We start from the raw sequence: 18,031 nt of genomic DNA, 5'->3' as shown, positions 1-18,031 counted from the left end.
GGCCTTGTGCACCGGGTCGGCCATCTTGACGTTCATGGCGACGATGGCGTGGCCGGCCTCGTGATAGGCGGTCAGGCGCTTTTCTTCTTCGTTCATGGCCATGGAGCGACGCTCCGAGCCCATCAGCACCTTGTCCTTGGCGTCCTCGAAATCGCGGTGCGTGACCATCTTGCGGTCGCGACGGGCGGCCATCAGGGCGGCTTCGTTGACCAGATTGGCCAGGTCGGCGCCCGAGAAGCCGGGCGTGCCGCGCGCGATGGTCTTGACGTTCACATCGGCGGCCAGGGGCACGTCCTTCATGTGCACCCGCAGGATGCGCTCGCGGCCCGAGACGTCGGGATTGGGCACCACCACCTGACGGTCGAACCGGCCGGGGCGCAGCAGGGCGGGGTCCAGAACGTCGGGCCGGTTGGTGGCCGCGATCAGGATGATGTTCTCGGACGCCTCGAAGCCGTCCATTTCCACCAGCAGCTGGTTCAGGGTCTGCTCGCGCTCGTCATTGCCGCCGCCCAGGCCGGCGCCGCGATGGCGCCCCACGGCGTCGATCTCGTCGATGAAGATGATGCAGGGCGCATTCTTCTTGGCCTGTTCGAACATGTCGCGCACACGGCTGGCGCCGACGCCCACGAACATCTCCACGAAGTCCGAGCCGGAGATGGAGAAGAAGGGCACGCCCGCCTCGCCCGCCACGGCGCGGGCCAGAAGCGTCTTGCCGGTGCCCGGAGGGCCGACCAGAAGGGCGCCCTTGGGAATCTTGCCGCCCAGCCGCTGGAATTTGCCCGGGTCCTTCAGGAAATCGACCACCTCCTGCAGCTCGTCCTTGGCTTCATCAACGCCGGCGACGTCCTCGAAGGTCTTGCGCCCCTTGTGCTCGGTCAGCAGCTTGGCCTTGGACTTGCCGAAGCCCATGGCCCCGCGCGCGCCGCCGTTCATCTGGCGCATGAAGAAGATCCAGATGGCCACGATGATCAGGATCGGCAGCATCAGGCCCAGCAGGCCCGCCCACCAGGGCTGCTTCTGGGACTTGGTCTCGACCTGAACCCCGGCCTCGTTCATCCGCAGCGCCAGGGTGGTGTCGCTGAGCGGGGCGACCGAGGTGAATTTCTTGTCGTCCTTCAGCGTGCCGCTGATCTGATCGCCCGAGAAGACGGCCGTCTTGACCTCCTTGGCCTCGGTGCGGCGCAGAAGCTCGGAATAGGTGATGGCCTCGGGGCGGGACGACGCCCCCTTGGCGCCGGGCATGGCCGGTCCGCCGTTCGGGTTCATCGCCGCATAGGCGGCCATAAGGATCAGAAGGACGGCGCCCCAGATCGCCAGATTACGCAGGTTCATTCGCAGCCTCGGCGCCCGGCCGCGGCATGCGGCTCGGGTCAGTGGATGTTTCGGCTCCACACATAGGGGGTTCCCCGGCGCGGCGCCATTCGGCGTGTGACAGATCGGCTTCGTGCGGCGTTTGGTCCAGAGCCTGGGCCAGACGAAGGGCCACCAGACAGCGGACCTCGGCCCGGCCCCTTGCAAGAACCGGGTCAGAGCCGTCGTCCCGGATCAGGACGGGCAGGGCGCCGCGCACGCCGGCCGGCAGGGTCTTCAGCCAGGCGCGATCCGCGCGGGGCAGGGCGGCCAGGCGCCCGGCGGCCGGAACCAGGCTCAGGTCCGGCGCATCGACCGCGATCTCGAACCGGCCGTCCCAGATCGCGACGCCGCCGGGCGTGAGGGGCAGGGCGTCGGACGGGCGGCGAACATACTCCCCGGCGTTGCGGAACAGTTCGATCCGCTGGCCATCGCCCCGGATCGCGGCGCCGCACAGGGTGGCGGCGAAGGCTTCGCCCGAACCGGCCTGTTCCACCAGCCGCGCCAGCCGATCCCCGCGCGGCGGCCGGTCGCCGCCGCCGACGCACACCACGGCCACCGCCAGGGCGCGGGCCGTGGGGGCGGTCAGGATCGCCATCCCTTCGTCGGTGACGGTGAAGGTCGGGGGCGTTTCGGTCCGGGGCGGCGAGAGGGGGGCGGGCGGCGTCGCATCGCGCAGGGCCGCGCGCGCCCGGCTGCGCGCGAAGCGGGGATCGGCGTTGGCGGGGTCTTCGATCCAGTCCAGCCGCCGGTCACGCAGATGGTCGCGCAGACCCTCGCGCCTTGTCGTCAACAGGGGCCGCAGCAGCATCAGCTCCCGCCCCTGGGGCCAGGCGGGCGACGGCGACCAGCCGCGCAAGACCCCCAGGGTCGAACCTTGCGCCCGCATCCAGTCGCCCTCCGCCGCGTCGTCGGCGGTGTGGCCGGTCAGGATCACCCGGGCGCCGGCGGCCCGCGCCGCTTCGGCCAGCAGACGATGGCGCGCCGCGCGCGCGGCGGCGGGCAGGCCGGTTGTTGGTTTCGGTCCGTCCCAGACCAGGCCGCGCCAGTCGGCCCCGGCGGCCAGGGCGGCGCCCTGGGCCTGCTGCATCCAGACGGGGCTGTCGGGGTTCAGGCCGTGATCGACGCTCAAGGCCAGGATGCGTCGGCCCCGCGCCCGGCCCCAGGCGCAGGCCAGGTCCAGCAGCGCCACGGAATCCCCGCCGCCCGACAGGGCCAGGGCCACGGGATGATCGACGTCAGGCGTCAGCCGGGCGTCCAGCGCCCGAAAGACGGCGTCCGTCAGCTGGTCGGGCAAGAGGCCCGGCCGCGCAGCTGGGTCGCGCGGGTCCGCTGGGCCGCCGTGCCGCCCGCCGAATAGCGGCGCTGGAACTCGCCCAGGGCGGCGCAGGCCTGGGTCTTGCGGTCGGTGGCGATCAGGGCGTCGGCCAGTTTCAGCGTGGTTTCCCCGGCCCAGTGGATGGTCGGCCAGCCTTGCAGGGCGGCGGCGTACACCCGCACCGCATCGGCCCGCTGGTCGCGCGAGACATAGAGGTCGCCCAGGCGCGAGTTCGCCTCGCGCGCCTGATTGGTGTCGGGCCAGGTAGCGATGACGGTCTGAAGCGCCCGCTCGCCCCGCGCCGGATCGGTGTCCAGCAGGCGGACGGCCGCCGCGATGTCGGTGCCGGCCGCGCCGGTGGGCGAGTTGGCGACGATGGGGCCGTTCAGCTCGGCCTCGGCCTTGGCGGCGTCCTCGATCGCCTTGACCCGGCGGTCGGCGTCGACCAGCCGGTTGCGCAGGGCGGCGTTGTCGCGCTGGGCTTCATCGATGCCGAAGGTCAGGCGCTCGACCTCGCCGTTCACGCGGCGCAGGGTGTCCTCCAGGTCGGACAGGCGACGGTCCATGGTCTCGACCCGGCCTTGCAGGACCACCACCTCGGGATCGGTCTCGACCAGCACCGGCTGACCGGCGGCGTTGCGCTGGGTCACCGCGCGTTCCAGCCGGCGGACGTTGCGGTCCAGCTGGTCCAGGCGGCGCTTGTCCCACTGGATCGGCTCCAGCGGCGTGGTCTGGGCCACGACGACCCCGCCGATCAGGGCCACGCCAACGGCGGTCAGAATGGTGTTTCGGGTCAGCTTCAGCATGGTCGGACGGTTCCACCGATTTGCGGCGCAGGCAAGGCGTATGCGGGTCTAGCCGGTCATCCCCATCATCACGATGGTGGTCACGAACAGGGCGATGACGATGGTGCAGAAGGTCAAAAGGGCGAAGGTCCGCCACAGGGCCGAAAACACCGACAGTCCATAGGCGCCCTTCAACTGGGCGAACATGTGCACCGGCGGCCCGATCAGAACGGCCAGGGCGGCCAGCCAGCCCAGAGGCGCCCACAGGGGGCCGATCACCAGCGCCGCCGCGAACAGCATCGACATGGCCGTCAGCGAATACAGCACGAAGACGCCGTGGTCGTAGAAGGTGAACCCCCGCTTCCACAGGAACAGCAGGCCGACGAACGGGATCGAGAAGGGGATCAGAAGGAAGCTGAATTTATAGGCCGTCTGCTGGATCTTGTAGATGGCCAGTTCCGGGTTCAGCGCCTTCTTGGTCAGGATCTTGTCCAGCTTCTTGTCGCCCGTTTCGATCTGGACCGAGCCGTTGCGGACGCCTTCGGACAGGCGGGCGGCCCAGCCGTCACCGGCCGTCACCGTGGTCTGGCCCGAGGCCTTGGCCTGCCGCAAGGCGTCCAGTTCGCGCTCCAGCGTGGTGATCGTCACCCGTTCGGCGGCGTCGGTGTAGGTCTTTCCGGGCGCGCGGGCGTCAAGCTCCAGCCCGGCCTGGGCGCGGGTCAGCGCCTCGCGCGCGCGGCCCAGTTCGGCCTCTTGCGAGGCGATGCGCTGGTCGATCGACATCGGCGTCGTCGCCTCGCCCCCCGAATGCCCGCCGAACAGGCTGTAGGCGAAGAACATCACGAAGACGGTGAACAGGAACATCGCCAGCGGCGAGACATAGCGGGTGCGCCGCCCCTGGACCCATTCGCGCGTCAACAGGCCGGGGTTCAGGATCAGCAGCGGCAGGGTGCGCCAGATGCGGCCGTCGAAATGCATGACCCCATGCAGCACCTCTTCGATCAGATGCAGCAGGCTGCGATGCACATGGGTCGGCTGGCCGCAGTTGGCGCAGAAATTCCCTTCGACCGGCGCGCCGCAGTCGGTGCAGTCGCCGTGCGCGTCGCCGGCATGGCCGGTGGGCCGTTCCAGGGCGCCACCGATCAGTCCGGCTGTGGCCGCGCCGCCTGCTGCGTCGATGTCCATGCCGATGCGATCCCCGATGCCTGCCCGTCTTTGGCGGGGTCATAGCCGCTCAGGACGTTCGCGCACAGGCGTTGTCGTCCGCCGCGCCCGCAAAAAAGCGAAAGGCGGGAAGTCGGCGCATGGGGGCCACGCCGTCTTCCCGCCCTCGTTGGTCCGCCCGCCCCGCCAGGACGGCCGGAATTCAGGTGTCAGCGCGGCGCGCCGGACACGATGGCCGTATGGGCGTTGCGGTTGCGCGCCCAGGAATCCTCGTTCGAGCCTTCGGCGATCGGCCGTTCCTTGCCGTAGCTGATGGTGTCGATGCGGCCGGCGGCGACGCCGCGTTCGACCAGGAAGTTGCGCACCGACTCGGCGCGGCGGGCGCCCAGGGCCAGGTTGTATTCGCGGGTGCCGCGTTCGTCGGCGTTGCCCTCGATGCGGATGCGCACCTGGGGATAGCGGTTCAGCCAGGCGGCCTGGGAATCCAGGCGCGGCCAGGCGTCCGAACGGACTTCATAGCTGTCCAGCTCGAAATAGACGCGGTCGCCGACGTTGACGACGAAATCCTGTTCCGAACCGGGCATGACGCCGCCGATATTGCCGCCGCCGACATTGCCGCCCGGCGCGGTCGGATAGCTGCTGTCGCCACCCGGCGCGGTCGTGCCGCCCGGATCGGCGCCCTGGGCGGCGGGGCGGGGGGTGCAGGCGGCCATTGCGGCCACGGCCAGACCCACGACGGACAGGCGGACCAGGGTGGTCGGTTTCATCGGGTGTCGTCTCCTATCGAAGGGCGGCGAAGCGTGACCTTATCCAAGCCTGCTACCCGTGGCCGGAATGCGGCGCCAGCCGGGATAACGCACAGTTGACCGGTCGGCTCCCGCGATGCGGTCAGGACGGGCAGCTGTCGGCGCCCTGGTTCAGGCCCAGATTGGCCGGCGGCGCGTCCAGCAGCGGCGACCAGGCGGGGTCGGACCCGCGCCCATCATACCCGGCCTGGCCCACCACGCGGCCAGACAGATCGACCGTCCACAGACGGGTGTCGCCGCCGCGGCTCTGGCGGGCGAACATGATGTAGCGGCCGTTGGGGGCCCAGGACGGGCCTTCCTCGAAATAGCTGGACGACAGGATGCGTTCGCCGCCGCCGGACGAGTTCATCACCCCGATGTGGAACTGGCCGCCAGACTGTTTGGTGAAGGCGATCAGGTCGCCGCGCGGGCTCCACGACGGGGCGGTGTACAGGCCGCCGCCGCGCGACACCGCCCGTTGGCCCGAGCCGTCAGCTCGCATGACATAGATGCGCGCGCTGCCCGACCGGTCGGAGGTGAAGGCGATCATCGAGCCGTCGGGGCTGAAGCTGGGCGAGGTGTCGATGCCCGGATCGCTGGTCAGGCGCGACAACTGCCGGGTGCGCAGGTTCATCACATAGATGTCGGTGTTGCCGCCGCGAATGATCGAAAAGGCCATCTTGGAGCCGTCGTTCGAGAAGCGCGGCGCCAGCACCTGGCCGTCGAACTCGCCCAGGCTTTCGCGGCGGCCGGTGGTCAGGTTGTACAGATAGATGCGGCTGTAATCGCGGCCCAGGGCCACATAGGTGATCTCTTCCGGGCTGGAGGCGGAAAAGCGCGGCGACATGATCACCTCGTCGCCTTGCGTCAGGAAGACGGGGCTGAAGCCGTCCTGGTCCATGATGGTCAGGCGTGACAGGCGGTTCAGCTGGGTGCCGCTTTCGGACACGAAGATCACCCGCGTGTCGAAAAAGCCGCTTTCGCCCGTCATGCGCTGATAGACGACGTCGGCGATCTTGTGGGCGATGCGGCGCCATTGCTCGGGCGTGGCGGTGAACTGATAGCTGACCAGCTGGCACTGGCGGTACGGGTCATACAGGCGGAAGCCCACGTCGTTGCGGCCGTCCGGGCGGGGGGTGACGCTGCCGTACAGCACCGCCTGGGCGCCGATGGCGGTCCATTTGGGAAAATCGGGGGCGTTGGCGACCGTCAGGCCCGTCTCGATGAAGGCCGACGGGTCCAGAGGCTGGAAGAAGCCCGACCGACGCAGGTCGCCAGAGACCACGCCGGCGATCTCCGGCCCGTACTGGCCGCTGAACGGGGCGATGGCGATGGGCAGGGGGCGCAGCACGCCTTCGTCCACGATCACGTCCTGCATGGGCGCGGCGGGCGCCTGTTGCGCGGCAACGGGCGATCCGGCCAGGGGCGCCGCCACGATCAGGGCGGCGGCGGAAGCCATCAGCAGTTTCAGACGCATCGAGGTCTCCATGAAGCGCAGGCGGCCAGCGGAACGGGGTCAGGCCCGACCATAACGCAAACAGCCGGGCGAATGGGGCGAGATTGGGGAAAATTCCCTAACGGCGCCTGTCTTGAAGGGCCTGTCTTGCGCGGCCGGTCGTCAGCGCCCGCCGCACTGGGTGGCGGTGCGGAACAGGAAGGGGACCTCCTGGGCCTCGAACCCCTGGGGCACGTCGAACGGGGCGGCGGCCCGAAGCGCCCGCAGCATGGCGTCGGACGCCGCGCGCCAGCTGGGGTCGCTGCGCGGTTGATCCAGCTGGGGCGAGCCGCTGATGCGGCCATCGGCGGTCAGGCTGACCCTTACCCGAATGGTCAGATCCTCCATCCCCGGCAGCTCGCAGTTGATGTTCCAGTGCGGCGTCACCTGACGGGCCAGGGCGGCCAGTTGCGGCCCGGTGGCCTGGGGCGCGGTGCCGCGGCCCTGCTGGCCGGCGGCGGGGCGGCCGCGGTTCTGGGTCGGGCGCGGCGGCCCGGCCAGGGCGTCCAGGTCCAGCGAAGGCTCCTCGCGCCGGGGCGGGGTTCGCGGCGGGGCGGGATTGGGGCGCGGCGGCGTCGGCTGGGCCTTGGTCGGGGGCGTGGGCGCCGGCGGGGTGCGCGTCGGCGGACGCGGCGCGGCCTTCTCGGCCGGGCGCGGGCTGGGCGCAGGCGGCGGCGGGGCGGGCGTGGGTTCGGGCGCGGGCGGGGTCGGCTCGACCACCTCGGGCGGCGGGGCGGTGGCGCCGTCGTCTTCGGACGGCGTCTCCTGCGGATTATCGGCGGCGGCGGCCTCGATCACCTGGTCCGAGATGATGGACACCGGCACGGCGCTGACCAGGGGCGTCACTTCGCGCGACGGCTGAAGCCCGCTGAGGAACAGCAGGCCCGCGATCGCGACGTGCAGAACCACGGCCGCTCCGACGGCGGGCCAGATCGAATCCCGGCGCGGTCCGGCGGCCATGGGGTCAGGCTCCGGTCGGCGCTTCGGCGGCCGCGACGGCGGCCATGCGCGCGGCGTCCGGCGCCGTGTCGGTGATCAGGTTCAGCTTGCTGAAGCCCCCGGCCGACAGGCGGGCCATCACCCGCGCCACCGCCTGATAGGGCGCCCGGCCATCGGCGCGGATGAACACCGGCCGTTCGTTCGCCGGCCCTTCGGCCGCATCGGCGCCGTCGACCAGCCGTTGCAGCAGTTGCTCGTACGGCGTCTCGTTGTCGGCGATGAAGATGCGCCCGTCGCGGTCGATGGAGACATTGAAGGGTTCGTTCTTGGTCTCGACCGCGCTGGCCTCGGTCTTGGGCAGTTCGACCGGAACCCCCACCGTCAGCAGCGGCGCCGAGATCATGAAGATGATCAGCAGCACCAGCATCACATCCACCAGGGGCGTGACGTTGATCTCGCTCAGCGGCCGCTTGCGCGCCCGCCTGCGGCCCCGCACATGGCCGCCGCCGCCTGCTCCGCCCAGGGCCATGGTTCAGAAGCCCCGGCGTTCGGGTTGCGGGGTGGGGGCGGGGGCCGACGGTGCGCCTAGACGACGCGCCACGGCCGCCTGCAGGTCGTCGGCGAAGCTTTCCAGCCGGCCGGTGAACTTGCCCGCGTCGATCGAGAATTTGTTGTAGGCGATATAGGCCGGGATGGCCGCCGCCAGACCGATGGCCGTGGCGAACAGGGCCTCGGCGATGGCCGGCGCCACCGTGGTCAGATTGGTGTTGCCCGCCGCCGCGATGCGCCCGAAGGCGTTCATGATGCCCCAGACCGTGCCGAACAGGCCGATGAAAGGGGAGGCGGTGGCCACCACCGACAGCACGCCCAGGCCGTTCTCGATCCGCTGGCCCTCGCGCGCGATCAGACTGTCCAGGCCCCGGTCGATCCGGGCCATCAACAGGTCCGACTGATGCTCGTTCAGGCCGCCGCGCGTGCGCGCCTCGCGCCATTCGCCCAGGGCGATCACCAGCATGCGCGGCAGGGCGTGGGTCGGCTCCGGCCCGGCTTGCGCGGCGATGTCCTCCAGCGACCGGCCCGATCCGACCGCCCGTTCGAAGGCGTCGGCCTGGCGGTTCAGGGTCGAAAAGCGCGCGGCCTTGTCGATGATGACGGCCCAGGACCAGATCGAGGCCCCCGCCAATCCGACCATCACGGCCTTGACCACCCAGTCGGCGGTCATGAACAGCTCGACGGGGTTCAGCATGGCGGCGTCGGCGGGCGTGGTCATCAATCAGTCCTGCTGCGAGATTCGGCCGAATACCGCCGGTGCGGCGTGGCGGTTGTATGGCGCCGGTCTAGCCGGGCGAAGGGCCGCCGTCACCCGCCCGCGCCTGACAGGCGCGTGAACGGTTCAGTCCGCGGCTTCCAGCCAGGGGCCGATCCGCTCAAGCAGGGCCGGGGTCGGTCGCCGGGGCCGTCCGTCCAGATGGATGCACACCGCCGTGACCGTGGCGGCGCACAGGGTCTCGTCGCCCCTCAGGATGGCCTGTTCGATCATCAGGCGCGGGCCTTTCACGCGCTGATACAGGGTGCGCACCACCAGGGCGTCGTCGATGCGGGCGGGCTTCAGGAATTTCACCGCCATCTCGGCCACCACGAAGGCCAGCGGCTGGTCGTCGGCCAGAAGTTCGGCATGGCCGACCCCGGCGACGCGCAGGAAGTCGGACCGCCCCCGCTCGAAATAGCGCAGATAGTTGGCGTGATAGACCAGGCCGGTGAAGTCGGTGTCTTCATAATAGACCCGCACGGGCAGGCGGTGCTCGCGGCCTTCGAAACGGCCGGCGGTGGGCAGGTCGGTCATGCGGTCTTCCGGCATCAGTCGTCGCGCGGCGTCTGGATCACCCGCGCGTCCAGCGTCTGTATCAGAAACCGCACCAGAAAGTCGTGCTCGCCCGCCGCCATGGCCCGCCCGACGGCGTAGATCAGGCCGACGCCGACCGCGCCCGCCCCGGCGATCAGCCAGGGGATAGCCGAGGCCGCGCCCAGTTCATGCCGCGCCATGATGGCGACCCCGACCAGCATGAGGGTCATCAGCCCCAGCAGCAGCCGCCCGAAGGCGCCGATGTCCGACACGCCATGCAGGATGACGCCGTCCCCCTGACGCTCGTCCTGCGGCTCCAGCACCAGGCTGAAGACGGTCTGGAAGGCGTTGTTGATAGGGCGGCGTTGGTAAAGCCAGGCGGTGTATGGCCCGACCCGGCCCAGCGCCGGACGGGCGCCCGTCAGGTTCAACGGGTGGTCGATGGCCGCGCTCAGACGCGTGCGCACCTGATCCAGAGCGTGAGGGGTCAGAAGCGTCACGGTGCGGCGGGTCATGGCGCAGAAACCTGCCTACGGCCGTCAGCCCGCGCCACTGACGGAAGCTGTCGTCGCGCCCGGCTGCCGGGCGAAGCCGGGGCAATAGCGGTCGCGCGTCTCGGCGAATTCGCGCGGCAAAGGATCGTCGCCGAACAGGATGCGCTGGGGCCGCGAGACAAAGGCCACGGCCGGCCCACCGCGTCCGCGCGCCGCATAGCCGCAGGCGACGGGGCCAAGGCCCGGTTCGATATAGCGCAGCTCTGCGGCGCGCCCCAGTTCGGTGCGGATCTGGCGCAGGGCGCGGTCATCCAGGCTTTCGGGCCGTTCGGCGCCGTCCTGGGCCAATCGCCAGACGACAACCGTCCCCAAGGCCAGGACCAGCAGGCTCAGGGCGGCGATCAGGCGATCAAAGCGGTTGCGGCGCGCGGCGGTCATGCGCCGATCATGCCGCGACGACCGGCCGCCGCAAACCCCATCGACGCCGCGACGTCAGTCGTCCAGACGGCCCATCAGCGCCAGGGCGCCCACCGCCGTCAGCACCCCCAGGGCGAAGGCCGTGATGATCGAGCCGGTAGCCACCGCCGTCGAGACGGTGACGGGCCGGGCTTCATACCATTCGACGATGTCGGCCTGGGCGTAGTCGCTGTGCAGGTCGTCGTCATACAGGTCGTCGTCGATCAGAGCTTCTTCGGCGCCCATGGCGTCATCTCCTGGTTCGACCGGCATAATACGTCGCCAACCCTTGCGGTTCCGTGACCGTGACAGATGGCCCGCCGTGCGTTAGACGGGCGCGCCCGTCAGGCGCGCTCATGTCGTGAGCGCGTGTGGCGCGAGCATCCACGGACCCAGACAGAGAGCTTCATGGCCGGCCATTCCAAATTCAAGAACATCATGCATCGCAAGGGGCGCGCCGATGCGGTCCGCTCCAAGCTGTTCTCCAAACTGTCGCGCGACATCACCGTGGCCGCCAAATCGGGCATGCCCGACCCGGCCATGAATCCGCGCCTGCGCCTGGCGGTGAACAACGCCAAGGCCGAGTCCATGCCCAAGGACAATATCGACCGGGCCATCAAGAAGGCCGTGGCCGGCGACGTCGATACGATGGAGGAGATCCGCTACGAAGGCCGCGGGCCGGGCGGGGTCGGGATCATCGTCGAAGTCCTGACCGACAACCGCAACCGGGCCGGCGCCAATGTGCGGGCCGCCTTCGCCAAGAACGGCGGCGCCCTGGGCGAAATGAACTCGGTCGCCTTCATGTGGGATCGGGTGGGCCAGATCATCTATCCGGCCGAAGCCGGGACCGAGGACGCCATCATGGAAGCCGCCATCGAGGCCGGCGCCCAGGACGTCGAGAGCGATCTGGTCAAGCCCGACATCTATGAGGACGCGCCGGGCCACACCATCTGGACCGCCTTCGAGGATCTGAACGATGTGGCCGAGGCCATGTCCAAGGTGCTGGGCGACCCCAAGTCGACCGCCATCGTCTGGAAGCCGCAATCCGAGGTTCCGGTGACCGGCGACGCGGTCGGCACTCTGATGAAGCTGCTGGACGCCCTGGACGCCGAGGACGACGTGTCGTCGGTCTATTCGAACGAGGACATCTCGGACGAAGACCTGGCCAAATACGCCGGGTGATGCATGGGCGCCCGGGGCCGCAGACAGGATGACCGTCGAACCGATCTGATCGCCTGGGGCGTGGTCATCGCCCTGGTCGGCGCGGTTTCGGTGGGTGTCGGCTTCGGCTTCGACGGGCTGCTGCGTCACCCTTGGCCGTCCAGGACGGGCGGCGGCGGCCCCCTGATCCAGGTGCGCGCCGAGGCGCCGCCACCGCCGGCCACGCAGGACGACCTGGGCCGGGCGGTGCGCAACCCCGCGTGGGCGGTGCGTCCTGCGCCGCAATATCCCGACTATGCCGCCTATCAGGGGATCGAGAGCGGCGAGGTGGAGCTGGTTTGCGAAGCTCTGGCCGAAGGCCGGCTGGGCGCCTGTCGCACGGTGCGCGAAGACCCCGCCGGTTATGGCTTCGCCGCCGCGGCCGATGCGGCGGCGCGCGATGCGCGCCTGCATCCGCGCCAGATCGATGGGGCGGCGGTGGATTCTTCGATCCGGTTCCGCATCCGGTTCCAGATGGAAGACGCCGCGCCGGCCAGCACGCCGGCCAGCACGCCGGACTGATCAGGCGCCGCGCAGGCCGCTGATGGTCCGGCCCGGGGCGATATCCTCGGCCGAGGTGATCAGATGCACCAGCGCCGGCTGACCCTGGCGGGCGGCCGCTCGCGCGCTGTCCAGGGCGGCCGGGAAATCCGCCGTGGTTTCGCAGCGCACGGCGAAGGCGCCGAAGGCTTCGGCGTATTTCACGAAATCGGGGTTCTTCAGATCGGTGGCGATCACACGCGGGGGCCCCGGATAGTGGGTCTCCTGGTGCATGCGGATGGTGCCGTATGTCCCGTTGTCAACCACCACCACGACCACGCCCAGGCCGTGCTGGGCGGCGGTGGCCATCTCCTGGGCCGTCATCATGAAGTCGCCGTCGCCGGCGATGCAGACGACCTCGCGCTCGGGATGGACGCTCTTGGCGGCGACGGCGGCCGGATAGCCATAGCCCATGGCGCCAGAGGTCGGCGCCAGCTGGGTGCGACAGGCGCGGTGGCGATAGAAGCGGTGCAGCCAGGCGGCGAAATTGCCCGCGCCATTGGTCACCACGGCGTCGGCCGGCAGGGCCTTCGTCAGGTGCGCCATGCATTCGCTCATGTTCACCGCCCCGGTCACGGCCACGGGGGTGGAGAAGGCCTGATAGTCGGCGTGGGCGGCTTTCGCCTCCTCATGCCAGTCGCGGCCCGGATCGATGGCCGACAGGGCGTGGGCGGCCAGGCTGTTGTCGGCCGTGGCGGCCATCAGGGGCGTCCAGACACGGCCCAGTTCTTCGGCCCCCGGATGGATGTGGATCAGGGTCTGGGCCGTGCGGGCGCGGTCCAGCAGGGTGTAGCCCTGGGTCGGATTCTCGCCCAGGCGGGCGCCGATGGCGATGATCAGGTCCGCCGCCTTGGCCCGCGCCGTCAGCTTGGGATTGCACCCCAGGCCCAGGTCGCCGGCGTAGTTGGGCCGGTCGTTCGACAATATGTCCTTGCGCCGGAACGACAGGGAGACCGGCAGGCCGATCCGCTCGGCCCAGTCGCCGATGGCGGCGGCGGCCTCGGTGGTCCAGCCCGATCCGCCCAGCACCAGCAGCGGGCGTTCGGCCCTGGCCAGTCGTTCGCGCACCTGATCGACGAAGGCCGGGTCCAGACCGGCGCGGGCCGGAACCACCGGCTTGATCGGCGCCGGCCCGCCCTGGGCGTGCAACAGGTCTTCGGGCAGGGCCACGACCACCGGGCCCATCCGGCCCTGAAGCGCGGTAGCGAAGGCCCGTTCGACGACCTCGACGGTGCGTTCGGGGCTTTCGATCTCGGTCGCCCATTTGGCCAGGCCGCCGAACACCTCGCGGTAATCGACCTCCTGAAAGGCGCCGCGGCCCCGGTCGGTCAGGGCGATCTGGCCGACGAACAGGATCATCGGCGTGGAATCCTGGTGCGCCGTATGCACGCCGATGCTGGCATGGGTCGCGCCGGGCCCGCGCGTGACCATGCAGACCCCAGGTTTTCCCGTCAGCTTGCCATAGGCCTCGGCCATATTGGCGGCGCCCGCCTCGTGCCGGCAGGTGACGACCTGGATGCGGTCCTTCACATCGGCCAGGGCGTCCAGCACGGCCAGATAGCTCTCGCCCGGCACGCAAAAGACGCGGTCCACCCCGTTCATCACCAGGGTTTCGACAAGGCGGCGGGCGGCGGTATCGGGCGCTTGGGTCATGGTCACGGGCGTTAGCAGACCGGCCCGAACTTGGCCATGCAACCCAATGGTCACGCTTGGCGTTACGGCCACGGTTGAAACCACTTCAAGCGGGGAATCCCATGCGCAAGATCGTCACCCTGACCCTGGTCGCGGCCGCCCTGGCCGTGTCGGCCTGCAACACCATCTCGGGCGTCGGCCGCGATGTCTCGGCCGCCGGTCAGGCGGTCACTTCGGGCGCGGAGCAGGCCAAGAACTGAACGCCGGTTCAGCGCGACCCTTTAGGCCCGTCGCTTGCGGCGGGCCTTTCGCGTGGTGGGAACAAAGGTTTAATCAATGCGCGCATAGGTTGCGATCCTTAGTCATGAGGATCGCGCCATGGTTGCTCGTTCCCCCTTGGATCGGATCAGGCGGGAAGGCTCCGCCGCCGTCGAATTCGCCCTGGTGGGGCCGCTGCTGGTCCTGCTGCTGGCGGGTCTGGTTGTCTATGGCGGCTGGTTCTGGATGGCCCAGTCGGTCCAGACTCTGGCGTCCGAAGGCGCCCGTGCGGCCGTCGGCGGGCTGGACGTGGCCGAACGCGAACAGCTGGCCCGCACCTTCATCGCCACCCAGGCCCAGGCCGGCGCCGGGCTGGACCCTACGCGGGCCGTAGTCACGGTCCAGTCCGACCTTCAGGCCATCCGCGTGCAGGTGGCCTATGACGTCAGCGCCCATCCGATCATGGCCCTGGCCGGCCTGTTGCCCGCCCCGCCGGGGGTGATCCAGCGGACGGCCGTGGTCCGCACAGGCGGCTACTGATGATCGCCCGGCGGCTGATCCATGACCGGTCCGGCGGCGTGGCCGTGATGGCGGCCGTGGCGGGCGCCCTTTTGTGCGCCATCGCGGCCCTGGTCATCGATGTGGGATCGGTCGCCCTTTACGCCCGCAAGCTGCAGGGGGCGGCGGACCTGTCGGCCCTGGCCGCCGCGCGAGACCTGGCGCGCCATGCCGACGCCGCCCGCGCCACCGCCGCCGCCAATGTCGGACAGGCCGTCACCGTACAGTCCACGACCGGCCTGTATGTCGCCGACGCCGCGCGGGCGCCGCATGACCGGTTCCAGTCGGGCCAAGGGCCCGCCAACGCCGCGCGCGTGACCCTGAGCGGACAGGCGCCGCTGCATTTCGGGCGCTGGATTCTGGGGCGCGACACCATCGCCGTGCACCGCACCGGCACGGCGGCGACCACATTGGGCGAGCCGTTGGCCATGTTCTCGATCGGATCGCGTCTGGCGCGGCTGGACGGGGGACTGGCCAACGCCCTGCTGTCGGGCCTGACGGGGTCGAACGTCTCGCTGACGGCGCTGGACTACAACGCCCTGGCGGCGGCGGACGTCAGCCTGCTTCAGTTCACCGACGCCCTGTCGACCGACCTGGGTCTGACGGTCGGCGACTATGACGCCCTGTTGCGATCCGAGATCGAGACCAGCCGCGCCCTGAACATCCTGGACCGGCTGGCGGGGGACAGCGACGGATCGGCCCTGAACAAACTGGCCCAGGCGGCGGACGGGCTGCGGCTGAAGATCGGCGAACTGATCGGGCTGGAGGCCGACGCCCCCATGGCCCTGCGCGGCGGGCTGGATGCGCGGGTGTCGGCCCTGGATATGGCCACCGCCATGCTCCAGACGGGTGGCGACCGGCAATTGGCGCTGAACCTGGGCGCCCAGGCGGGGCTGGCGGACCTGAAGGTCAGCCTGGCCATCGGTGAACGGCCCAATGGCTCGCCCTGGATGACGGTGACGGACACGGGCCAACCCATCATCCGCACGGCCCAGGCGCGCCTGTACATCCGCGCCCGCACGGCCCAGGCGCTGTCGGGTCTGGCCCAGGTGACCCTGCCGATCCTGGTGGAGCTGGCGCCGTCCGAGGCGCGGCTGGAATCCTTGCGTTGCACCCCGTCGCAGCGGGTGGATCTGGGGGTGCGGCCCGGCGTGGCGCGCGCCAGCATCGGGACCATCGACGAGAGCCGGCTGCATAATTTCAAACAGAGCCTGACGGTGTCGCCGGCGACCTTCCTGTCGGTCGGGGGCCTGGTCACGGTGACCGGGTCGTCCGAGATCGAGGCCGCCGATCAGGGCTATCGCACCGTCAGCTTCAACGCCGCCGAGATCGAGGAACAGGCGGTCAAGACCGTGGGATCGCGCGGCTTCGTCGGCGGGCTGGTGGCCAGCCTGCTGGGGCGACTGGACATCAAGGTGAAGGTGATCGGCCTGGGGCTGGGCCTGGGGGATCTGGCCGGGGCGTTGGGCGCGCTGCTGGCCCCGCTGTCACCGCTGCTGGACGGGGTGGTCAACGCCCTGCTGGACGCCCTGGGCCTGAAGTTCGGCGAGGCGGACGTGCGGATGCTGGGCCTGTCGTGCCCCGAGGGCGGCAAGCCCGCGACGCCCGTTCTGGTGGGCTAGTGGATCAGTCTTACTCGGCCGTCTGGGCCGGACGCAGACCTTCGACCGCGGGCTGCAGCTGGGCGGGCTTGCGTTCGCCGCCCGAGGCGATGATGCGGTCGATACGGGCCTTTTCGGCGCGGAAGGCGGCCAGGTCGGCGCCCTTCAGCTCGGTGCCCTCGGTGGTGCGGATGCCGGCCGGATTGATCCGCTGGCCGTTGCGCCAGATCTCATAGTGCAGGTGCGGCCCGGTCGAGGCGCCGGTCGAACCGACATAGGCCACGATCTGGCCCTGGCTGACGCGCTGGCCGGCGCGGATGCCCGAGCCGTAGCGCGACAGGTGGCCGTAACCGGATTCCAGCCCATTGGCGTGGCGGATGCGCAGCCAGTTGCCATAGCCGCCCCAACGACGGGCCTCGACCACTACGCCGTCGGCGGGGGCCACGACCGGCGTGCCGGTGCCAGCGGCGAAATCGATGCCCTGGTGCATCTTGCGATAGCCCGAGATCGGGTGACGACGCACGCCGAAGCCCGAGGACACGCGGCGGAAGCTCTGCAGCGGGGTGCGCATCATGGCCGAGCGCAGATTCTTGCCCGAGGCGTCGAAATACTGGGCCGTCTTCGAGCCGGCGGGGGTGAAGCGATAGAAGGTCTGGCCCCGCAGCTGGGCGTACAGCAGTTCGCCCACCGACACCGTGCGGCCCGCCTCGGTCACGTCACGGTCGAAGACCAGGGTGAACTCATCCGAAGAGCGCACGTCGCGCTGCATGTCGAATTTGGTGGCGAACAGGCGGCTGGCGGCGCGCACGATCGAGGCGGTGGCGCCCAGTTCACGGGCGCTGGCCGACAGCGACCGCTCGACGTCGCCCTTCAGCACCATGGTCTCGTGGGTGACTTTTTCTTCCAGCGCGCGCAAGCGCAGGGCGCCGTCGAAGCTGCGCGACACGGTCAACTGGCTGGCCGGGCCGGTGCGCATGGTCAGACCGACCAGCCGGGCCTCGCCCAGGCCGCCGCGCGGGCGCGAGATGGCGGTTTCAAAACGCAGGCCGGCGCGGATCTGATTCACGTCCAGCGCGTTAGCGACTGTGGCGGCGACGGCCGAGGCGTCCTGATCCGAGACGCCGGTGCGGCGCACGGCCTGCTCGAAGGTCTCGCCACGGCGAATCTGTACGGGGACGGCTTCGGGCGCGGTCAGTCCGGCGGGCGCGGCGGCGGCGGCGAAGGCCTGGGCTTCCAGTGTGTCGATCTGGGCCTGGGTCAGCGGCGGCGCTTCTTCAGCCCGCGCGGGCTGATAGACGCGGCCGGCCAACAGGGCCACCGAAACAGCCGCCAGAGCCGTGAACGCATGCGGCGCGAGACGCATCGGCTGGCGACGTGGGTCAAACTGAGCCATCGGTCCCCGACAATCGACGACGCCCACTCGGCGCCAGGACACTCACTTAAGCAAGGATCGGGCCCGAGCGCCCCCGGTCCGCGAAGGCACCGCCTATACCCTGCTGTGTCCCTTATGGGAAGCGCGAAGGATACAAACCGTTAACCGCGCAAGCGTCGCCGATGGCATTCGCGCGTTCGCGGTGGAGTCGTTTCGTCGCGACACACAGATTACGGTCAAG

General features: G+C 70.1%; 20 protein-coding genes. 5 read left to right on the top strand and 15 right to left on the bottom strand.

Features of this window, described 5'->3' with window-relative positions; all coding sequences use genetic code 11:
- The 13 genes from ftsH to Q0581_RS07760 form a co-directional block, all read right to left on the bottom strand.
- On the bottom strand, positions 1–1,332 hold a 1,332-nt coding region (gene ftsH, locus Q0581_RS07820; protein ID WP_298699160.1), incomplete at its 3' end, for an ATP-dependent zinc metalloprotease FtsH.
- Positions 1,319–2,647, bottom strand: a complete 1,329-nt coding sequence (tilS, locus tag Q0581_RS07815) for a tRNA lysidine(34) synthetase TilS (RefSeq protein ID WP_298699159.1) — start codon at positions 2,645–2,647, stop codon at positions 1,319–1,321. The genes ftsH and tilS, both read right to left, overlap by 14 nt.
- Positions 2,632–3,474 carry a tol-pal system protein gene (locus tag Q0581_RS07810; protein WP_298699157.1) on the bottom strand — a complete coding sequence of 281 codons (843 nt, stop codon included), beginning with the start codon at positions 3,472–3,474 and terminating at the stop codon, positions 2,632–2,634. Before Q0581_RS07810 ends, tilS begins: the two co-directional genes overlap by 16 nt.
- Before the next feature lie 48 nt (positions 3,475–3,522).
- Positions 3,523–4,638 (bottom strand): DUF3667 domain-containing protein, encoded by a 1,116-nt coding sequence (locus tag Q0581_RS07805; RefSeq protein ID WP_298699155.1) that lies wholly within the window; start codon positions 4,636–4,638, stop codon positions 3,523–3,525.
- 188 nt (positions 4,639–4,826) lie between these two features.
- Entirely contained in the window at positions 4,827–5,384 is a 558-nt protein-coding gene (gene pal / locus Q0581_RS07800; protein WP_298699153.1) for a peptidoglycan-associated lipoprotein Pal, read from the bottom strand.
- 121 nt (positions 5,385–5,505) lie between these two features.
- Positions 5,506–6,879, bottom strand: coding sequence for a Tol-Pal system beta propeller repeat protein TolB (gene tolB, locus Q0581_RS07795; RefSeq protein WP_298699151.1), 1,374 nt, complete (start codon positions 6,877–6,879; stop codon positions 5,506–5,508).
- A gap of 141 nt (positions 6,880–7,020) precedes the next feature.
- Entirely contained in the window at positions 7,021–7,857 is an 837-nt protein-coding gene (locus Q0581_RS07790) for a hypothetical protein (RefSeq protein WP_298699149.1), read from the bottom strand.
- A 4-nt stretch (positions 7,858–7,861) separates the two neighbouring features.
- Positions 7,862–8,365, bottom strand: a complete 504-nt coding sequence (locus tag Q0581_RS07785; RefSeq protein WP_298699147.1) for an ExbD/TolR family protein — start codon at positions 8,363–8,365, stop codon at positions 7,862–7,864.
- 3 nt (positions 8,366–8,368) lie between these two features.
- Positions 8,369–9,106, bottom strand: coding sequence for a protein TolQ (gene tolQ / locus Q0581_RS07780; RefSeq protein ID WP_298699145.1), 738 nt, complete (start codon positions 9,104–9,106; stop codon positions 8,369–8,371).
- A 123-nt stretch (positions 9,107–9,229) separates the two neighbouring features.
- Positions 9,230–9,679, bottom strand: coding sequence for a tol-pal system-associated acyl-CoA thioesterase (ybgC, locus tag Q0581_RS07775; RefSeq protein ID WP_298699143.1), 450 nt, complete (start codon positions 9,677–9,679; stop codon positions 9,230–9,232).
- A gap of 14 nt (positions 9,680–9,693) precedes the next feature.
- Positions 9,694–10,194 carry a hypothetical protein gene (locus tag Q0581_RS07770; RefSeq protein WP_298699141.1) on the bottom strand — a complete coding sequence of 167 codons (501 nt, stop codon included), beginning with the start codon at positions 10,192–10,194 and terminating at the stop codon, positions 9,694–9,696.
- Positions 10,195–10,218: 24 nt separating this feature from the next.
- The gene (locus Q0581_RS07765) at positions 10,219–10,611 is read right to left on the bottom strand and encodes a hypothetical protein (protein WP_298699139.1); all 393 of its coding nucleotides are present in this window, start codon (positions 10,609–10,611) and stop codon (positions 10,219–10,221) included.
- A gap of 54 nt (positions 10,612–10,665) precedes the next feature.
- Positions 10,666–10,875, bottom strand: a complete 210-nt coding sequence (locus Q0581_RS07760; protein ID WP_298699137.1) for a hypothetical protein — start codon at positions 10,873–10,875, stop codon at positions 10,666–10,668.
- A 162-nt stretch (positions 10,876–11,037) separates the two neighbouring features.
- Between Q0581_RS07760 and Q0581_RS07755 the strand changes: the two genes are divergently transcribed.
- Both Q0581_RS07755 and Q0581_RS07750 read left to right on the top strand, forming a co-directional pair.
- A complete protein-coding gene (locus Q0581_RS07755) occupies positions 11,038–11,811 on the top strand; it encodes a YebC/PmpR family DNA-binding transcriptional regulator (protein WP_298699135.1) in 774 nt (257 codons plus the stop codon).
- Between the two features lie 3 nt (positions 11,812–11,814).
- Positions 11,815–12,351, top strand: coding sequence for an energy transducer TonB (locus Q0581_RS07750; protein ID WP_298699133.1), 537 nt, complete (start codon positions 11,815–11,817; stop codon positions 12,349–12,351).
- Here Q0581_RS07750 and Q0581_RS07745 read toward each other — a convergent pair whose 3' ends face one another.
- Complete coding sequence (locus Q0581_RS07745; RefSeq protein ID WP_298699162.1) at positions 12,352–14,022, bottom strand: thiamine pyrophosphate-dependent enzyme; 1,671 nt, start codon at positions 14,020–14,022, stop codon at positions 12,352–12,354.
- A gap of 101 nt (positions 14,023–14,123) precedes the next feature.
- Here Q0581_RS07745 and Q0581_RS07740 point away from each other — a divergent pair, with 101 nt between their 5' ends.
- The 3 genes from Q0581_RS07740 to Q0581_RS07730 all read left to right on the top strand — a co-directional run bounded on the left by Q0581_RS07740 (position 14,124) and on the right by Q0581_RS07730 (position 16,439).
- A complete protein-coding gene (locus Q0581_RS07740) occupies positions 14,124–14,261 on the top strand; it encodes an entericidin A/B family lipoprotein (RefSeq protein WP_298699131.1) in 138 nt (45 codons plus the stop codon).
- 118 nt (positions 14,262–14,379) lie between these two features.
- Positions 14,380–14,799 carry a TadE/TadG family type IV pilus assembly protein gene (locus Q0581_RS07735; RefSeq protein WP_298699129.1) on the top strand — a complete coding sequence of 140 codons (420 nt, stop codon included), beginning with the start codon at positions 14,380–14,382 and terminating at the stop codon, positions 14,797–14,799.
- Positions 14,799–16,439 (top strand): pilus assembly protein TadG-related protein, encoded by a 1,641-nt coding sequence (locus tag Q0581_RS07730; RefSeq protein ID WP_298699127.1) that lies wholly within the window; start codon positions 14,799–14,801, stop codon positions 16,437–16,439. Before Q0581_RS07735 ends, Q0581_RS07730 begins: the two co-directional genes overlap by 1 nt.
- A gap of 10 nt (positions 16,440–16,449) precedes the next feature.
- Here Q0581_RS07730 and Q0581_RS07725 read toward each other — a convergent pair whose 3' ends face one another.
- Positions 16,450–17,811, bottom strand: a complete 1,362-nt coding sequence (locus Q0581_RS07725) for a M23 family metallopeptidase (RefSeq protein WP_298699126.1) — start codon at positions 17,809–17,811, stop codon at positions 16,450–16,452.
- Positions 17,812–18,031 lie beyond the last annotated feature (220 nt).

Source organism: uncultured Brevundimonas sp., assembly GCF_937863155.1.
GTDB lineage: Bacteria > Pseudomonadota > Alphaproteobacteria > Caulobacterales > Caulobacteraceae > Brevundimonas.
The sequence above is the reverse complement of the archived record's forward strand: the minus strand, read 5'-3'. Positions and strand labels throughout refer to the sequence as shown.

What these genes read in the sequence shown, in the direction of transcription:
- Q0581_RS07810 (WP_298699157.1), bottom strand. Translation starts at nt 3,474, where the DNA reads ATGCTGAAGCTGACCCGAAACACCATTCTGACCGCCGTTGGCGTGGCC.
- Q0581_RS07805 (WP_298699155.1), bottom strand. Translation starts at nt 4,638, where the DNA reads ATGGACATCGACGCAGCAGGCGGCGCGGCCACAGCCGGACTGATCGGT.
- pal (WP_298699153.1), bottom strand. Translation starts at nt 5,384, where the DNA reads ATGAAACCGACCACCCTGGTCCGCCTGTCCGTCGTGGGTCTGGCCGTG.
- tolB (WP_298699151.1), bottom strand. Translation starts at nt 6,879, where the DNA reads ATGCGTCTGAAACTGCTGATGGCTTCCGCCGCCGCCCTGATCGTGGCG.
- Q0581_RS07790 (WP_298699149.1), bottom strand. Translation starts at nt 7,857, where the DNA reads ATGGCCGCCGGACCGCGCCGGGATTCGATCTGGCCCGCCGTCGGAGCG.
- Q0581_RS07785 (WP_298699147.1), bottom strand. Translation starts at nt 8,365, where the DNA reads ATGGCCCTGGGCGGAGCAGGCGGCGGCGGCCATGTGCGGGGCCGCAGG.
- tolQ (WP_298699145.1), bottom strand. Translation starts at nt 9,106, where the DNA reads ATGACCACGCCCGCCGACGCCGCCATGCTGAACCCCGTCGAGCTGTTC.
- ybgC (WP_298699143.1), bottom strand. Translation starts at nt 9,679, where the DNA reads ATGACCGACCTGCCCACCGCCGGCCGTTTCGAAGGCCGCGAGCACCGC.
- Q0581_RS07770 (WP_298699141.1), bottom strand. Translation starts at nt 10,194, where the DNA reads ATGACCCGCCGCACCGTGACGCTTCTGACCCCTCACGCTCTGGATCAG.
- Q0581_RS07765 (WP_298699139.1), bottom strand. Translation starts at nt 10,611, where the DNA reads ATGACCGCCGCGCGCCGCAACCGCTTTGATCGCCTGATCGCCGCCCTG.
- Q0581_RS07760 (WP_298699137.1), bottom strand. Translation starts at nt 10,875, where the DNA reads ATGGGCGCCGAAGAAGCTCTGATCGACGACGACCTGTATGACGACGAC.
- Q0581_RS07755 (WP_298699135.1), top strand. Translation starts at nt 11,038, where the DNA reads ATGGCCGGCCATTCCAAATTCAAGAACATCATGCATCGCAAGGGGCGC.
- Q0581_RS07750 (WP_298699133.1), top strand. Translation starts at nt 11,815, where the DNA reads ATGGGCGCCCGGGGCCGCAGACAGGATGACCGTCGAACCGATCTGATC.
- Q0581_RS07745 (WP_298699162.1), bottom strand. Translation starts at nt 14,022, where the DNA reads ATGACCCAAGCGCCCGATACCGCCGCCCGCCGCCTTGTCGAAACCCTG.
- Q0581_RS07740 (WP_298699131.1), top strand. Translation starts at nt 14,124, where the DNA reads ATGCGCAAGATCGTCACCCTGACCCTGGTCGCGGCCGCCCTGGCCGTG.
- Q0581_RS07735 (WP_298699129.1), top strand. Translation starts at nt 14,380, where the DNA reads ATGGTTGCTCGTTCCCCCTTGGATCGGATCAGGCGGGAAGGCTCCGCC.
- Q0581_RS07730 (WP_298699127.1), top strand. Translation starts at nt 14,799, where the DNA reads ATGATCGCCCGGCGGCTGATCCATGACCGGTCCGGCGGCGTGGCCGTG.
- Q0581_RS07725 (WP_298699126.1), bottom strand. Translation starts at nt 17,811, where the DNA reads ATGGCTCAGTTTGACCCACGTCGCCAGCCGATGCGTCTCGCGCCGCAT.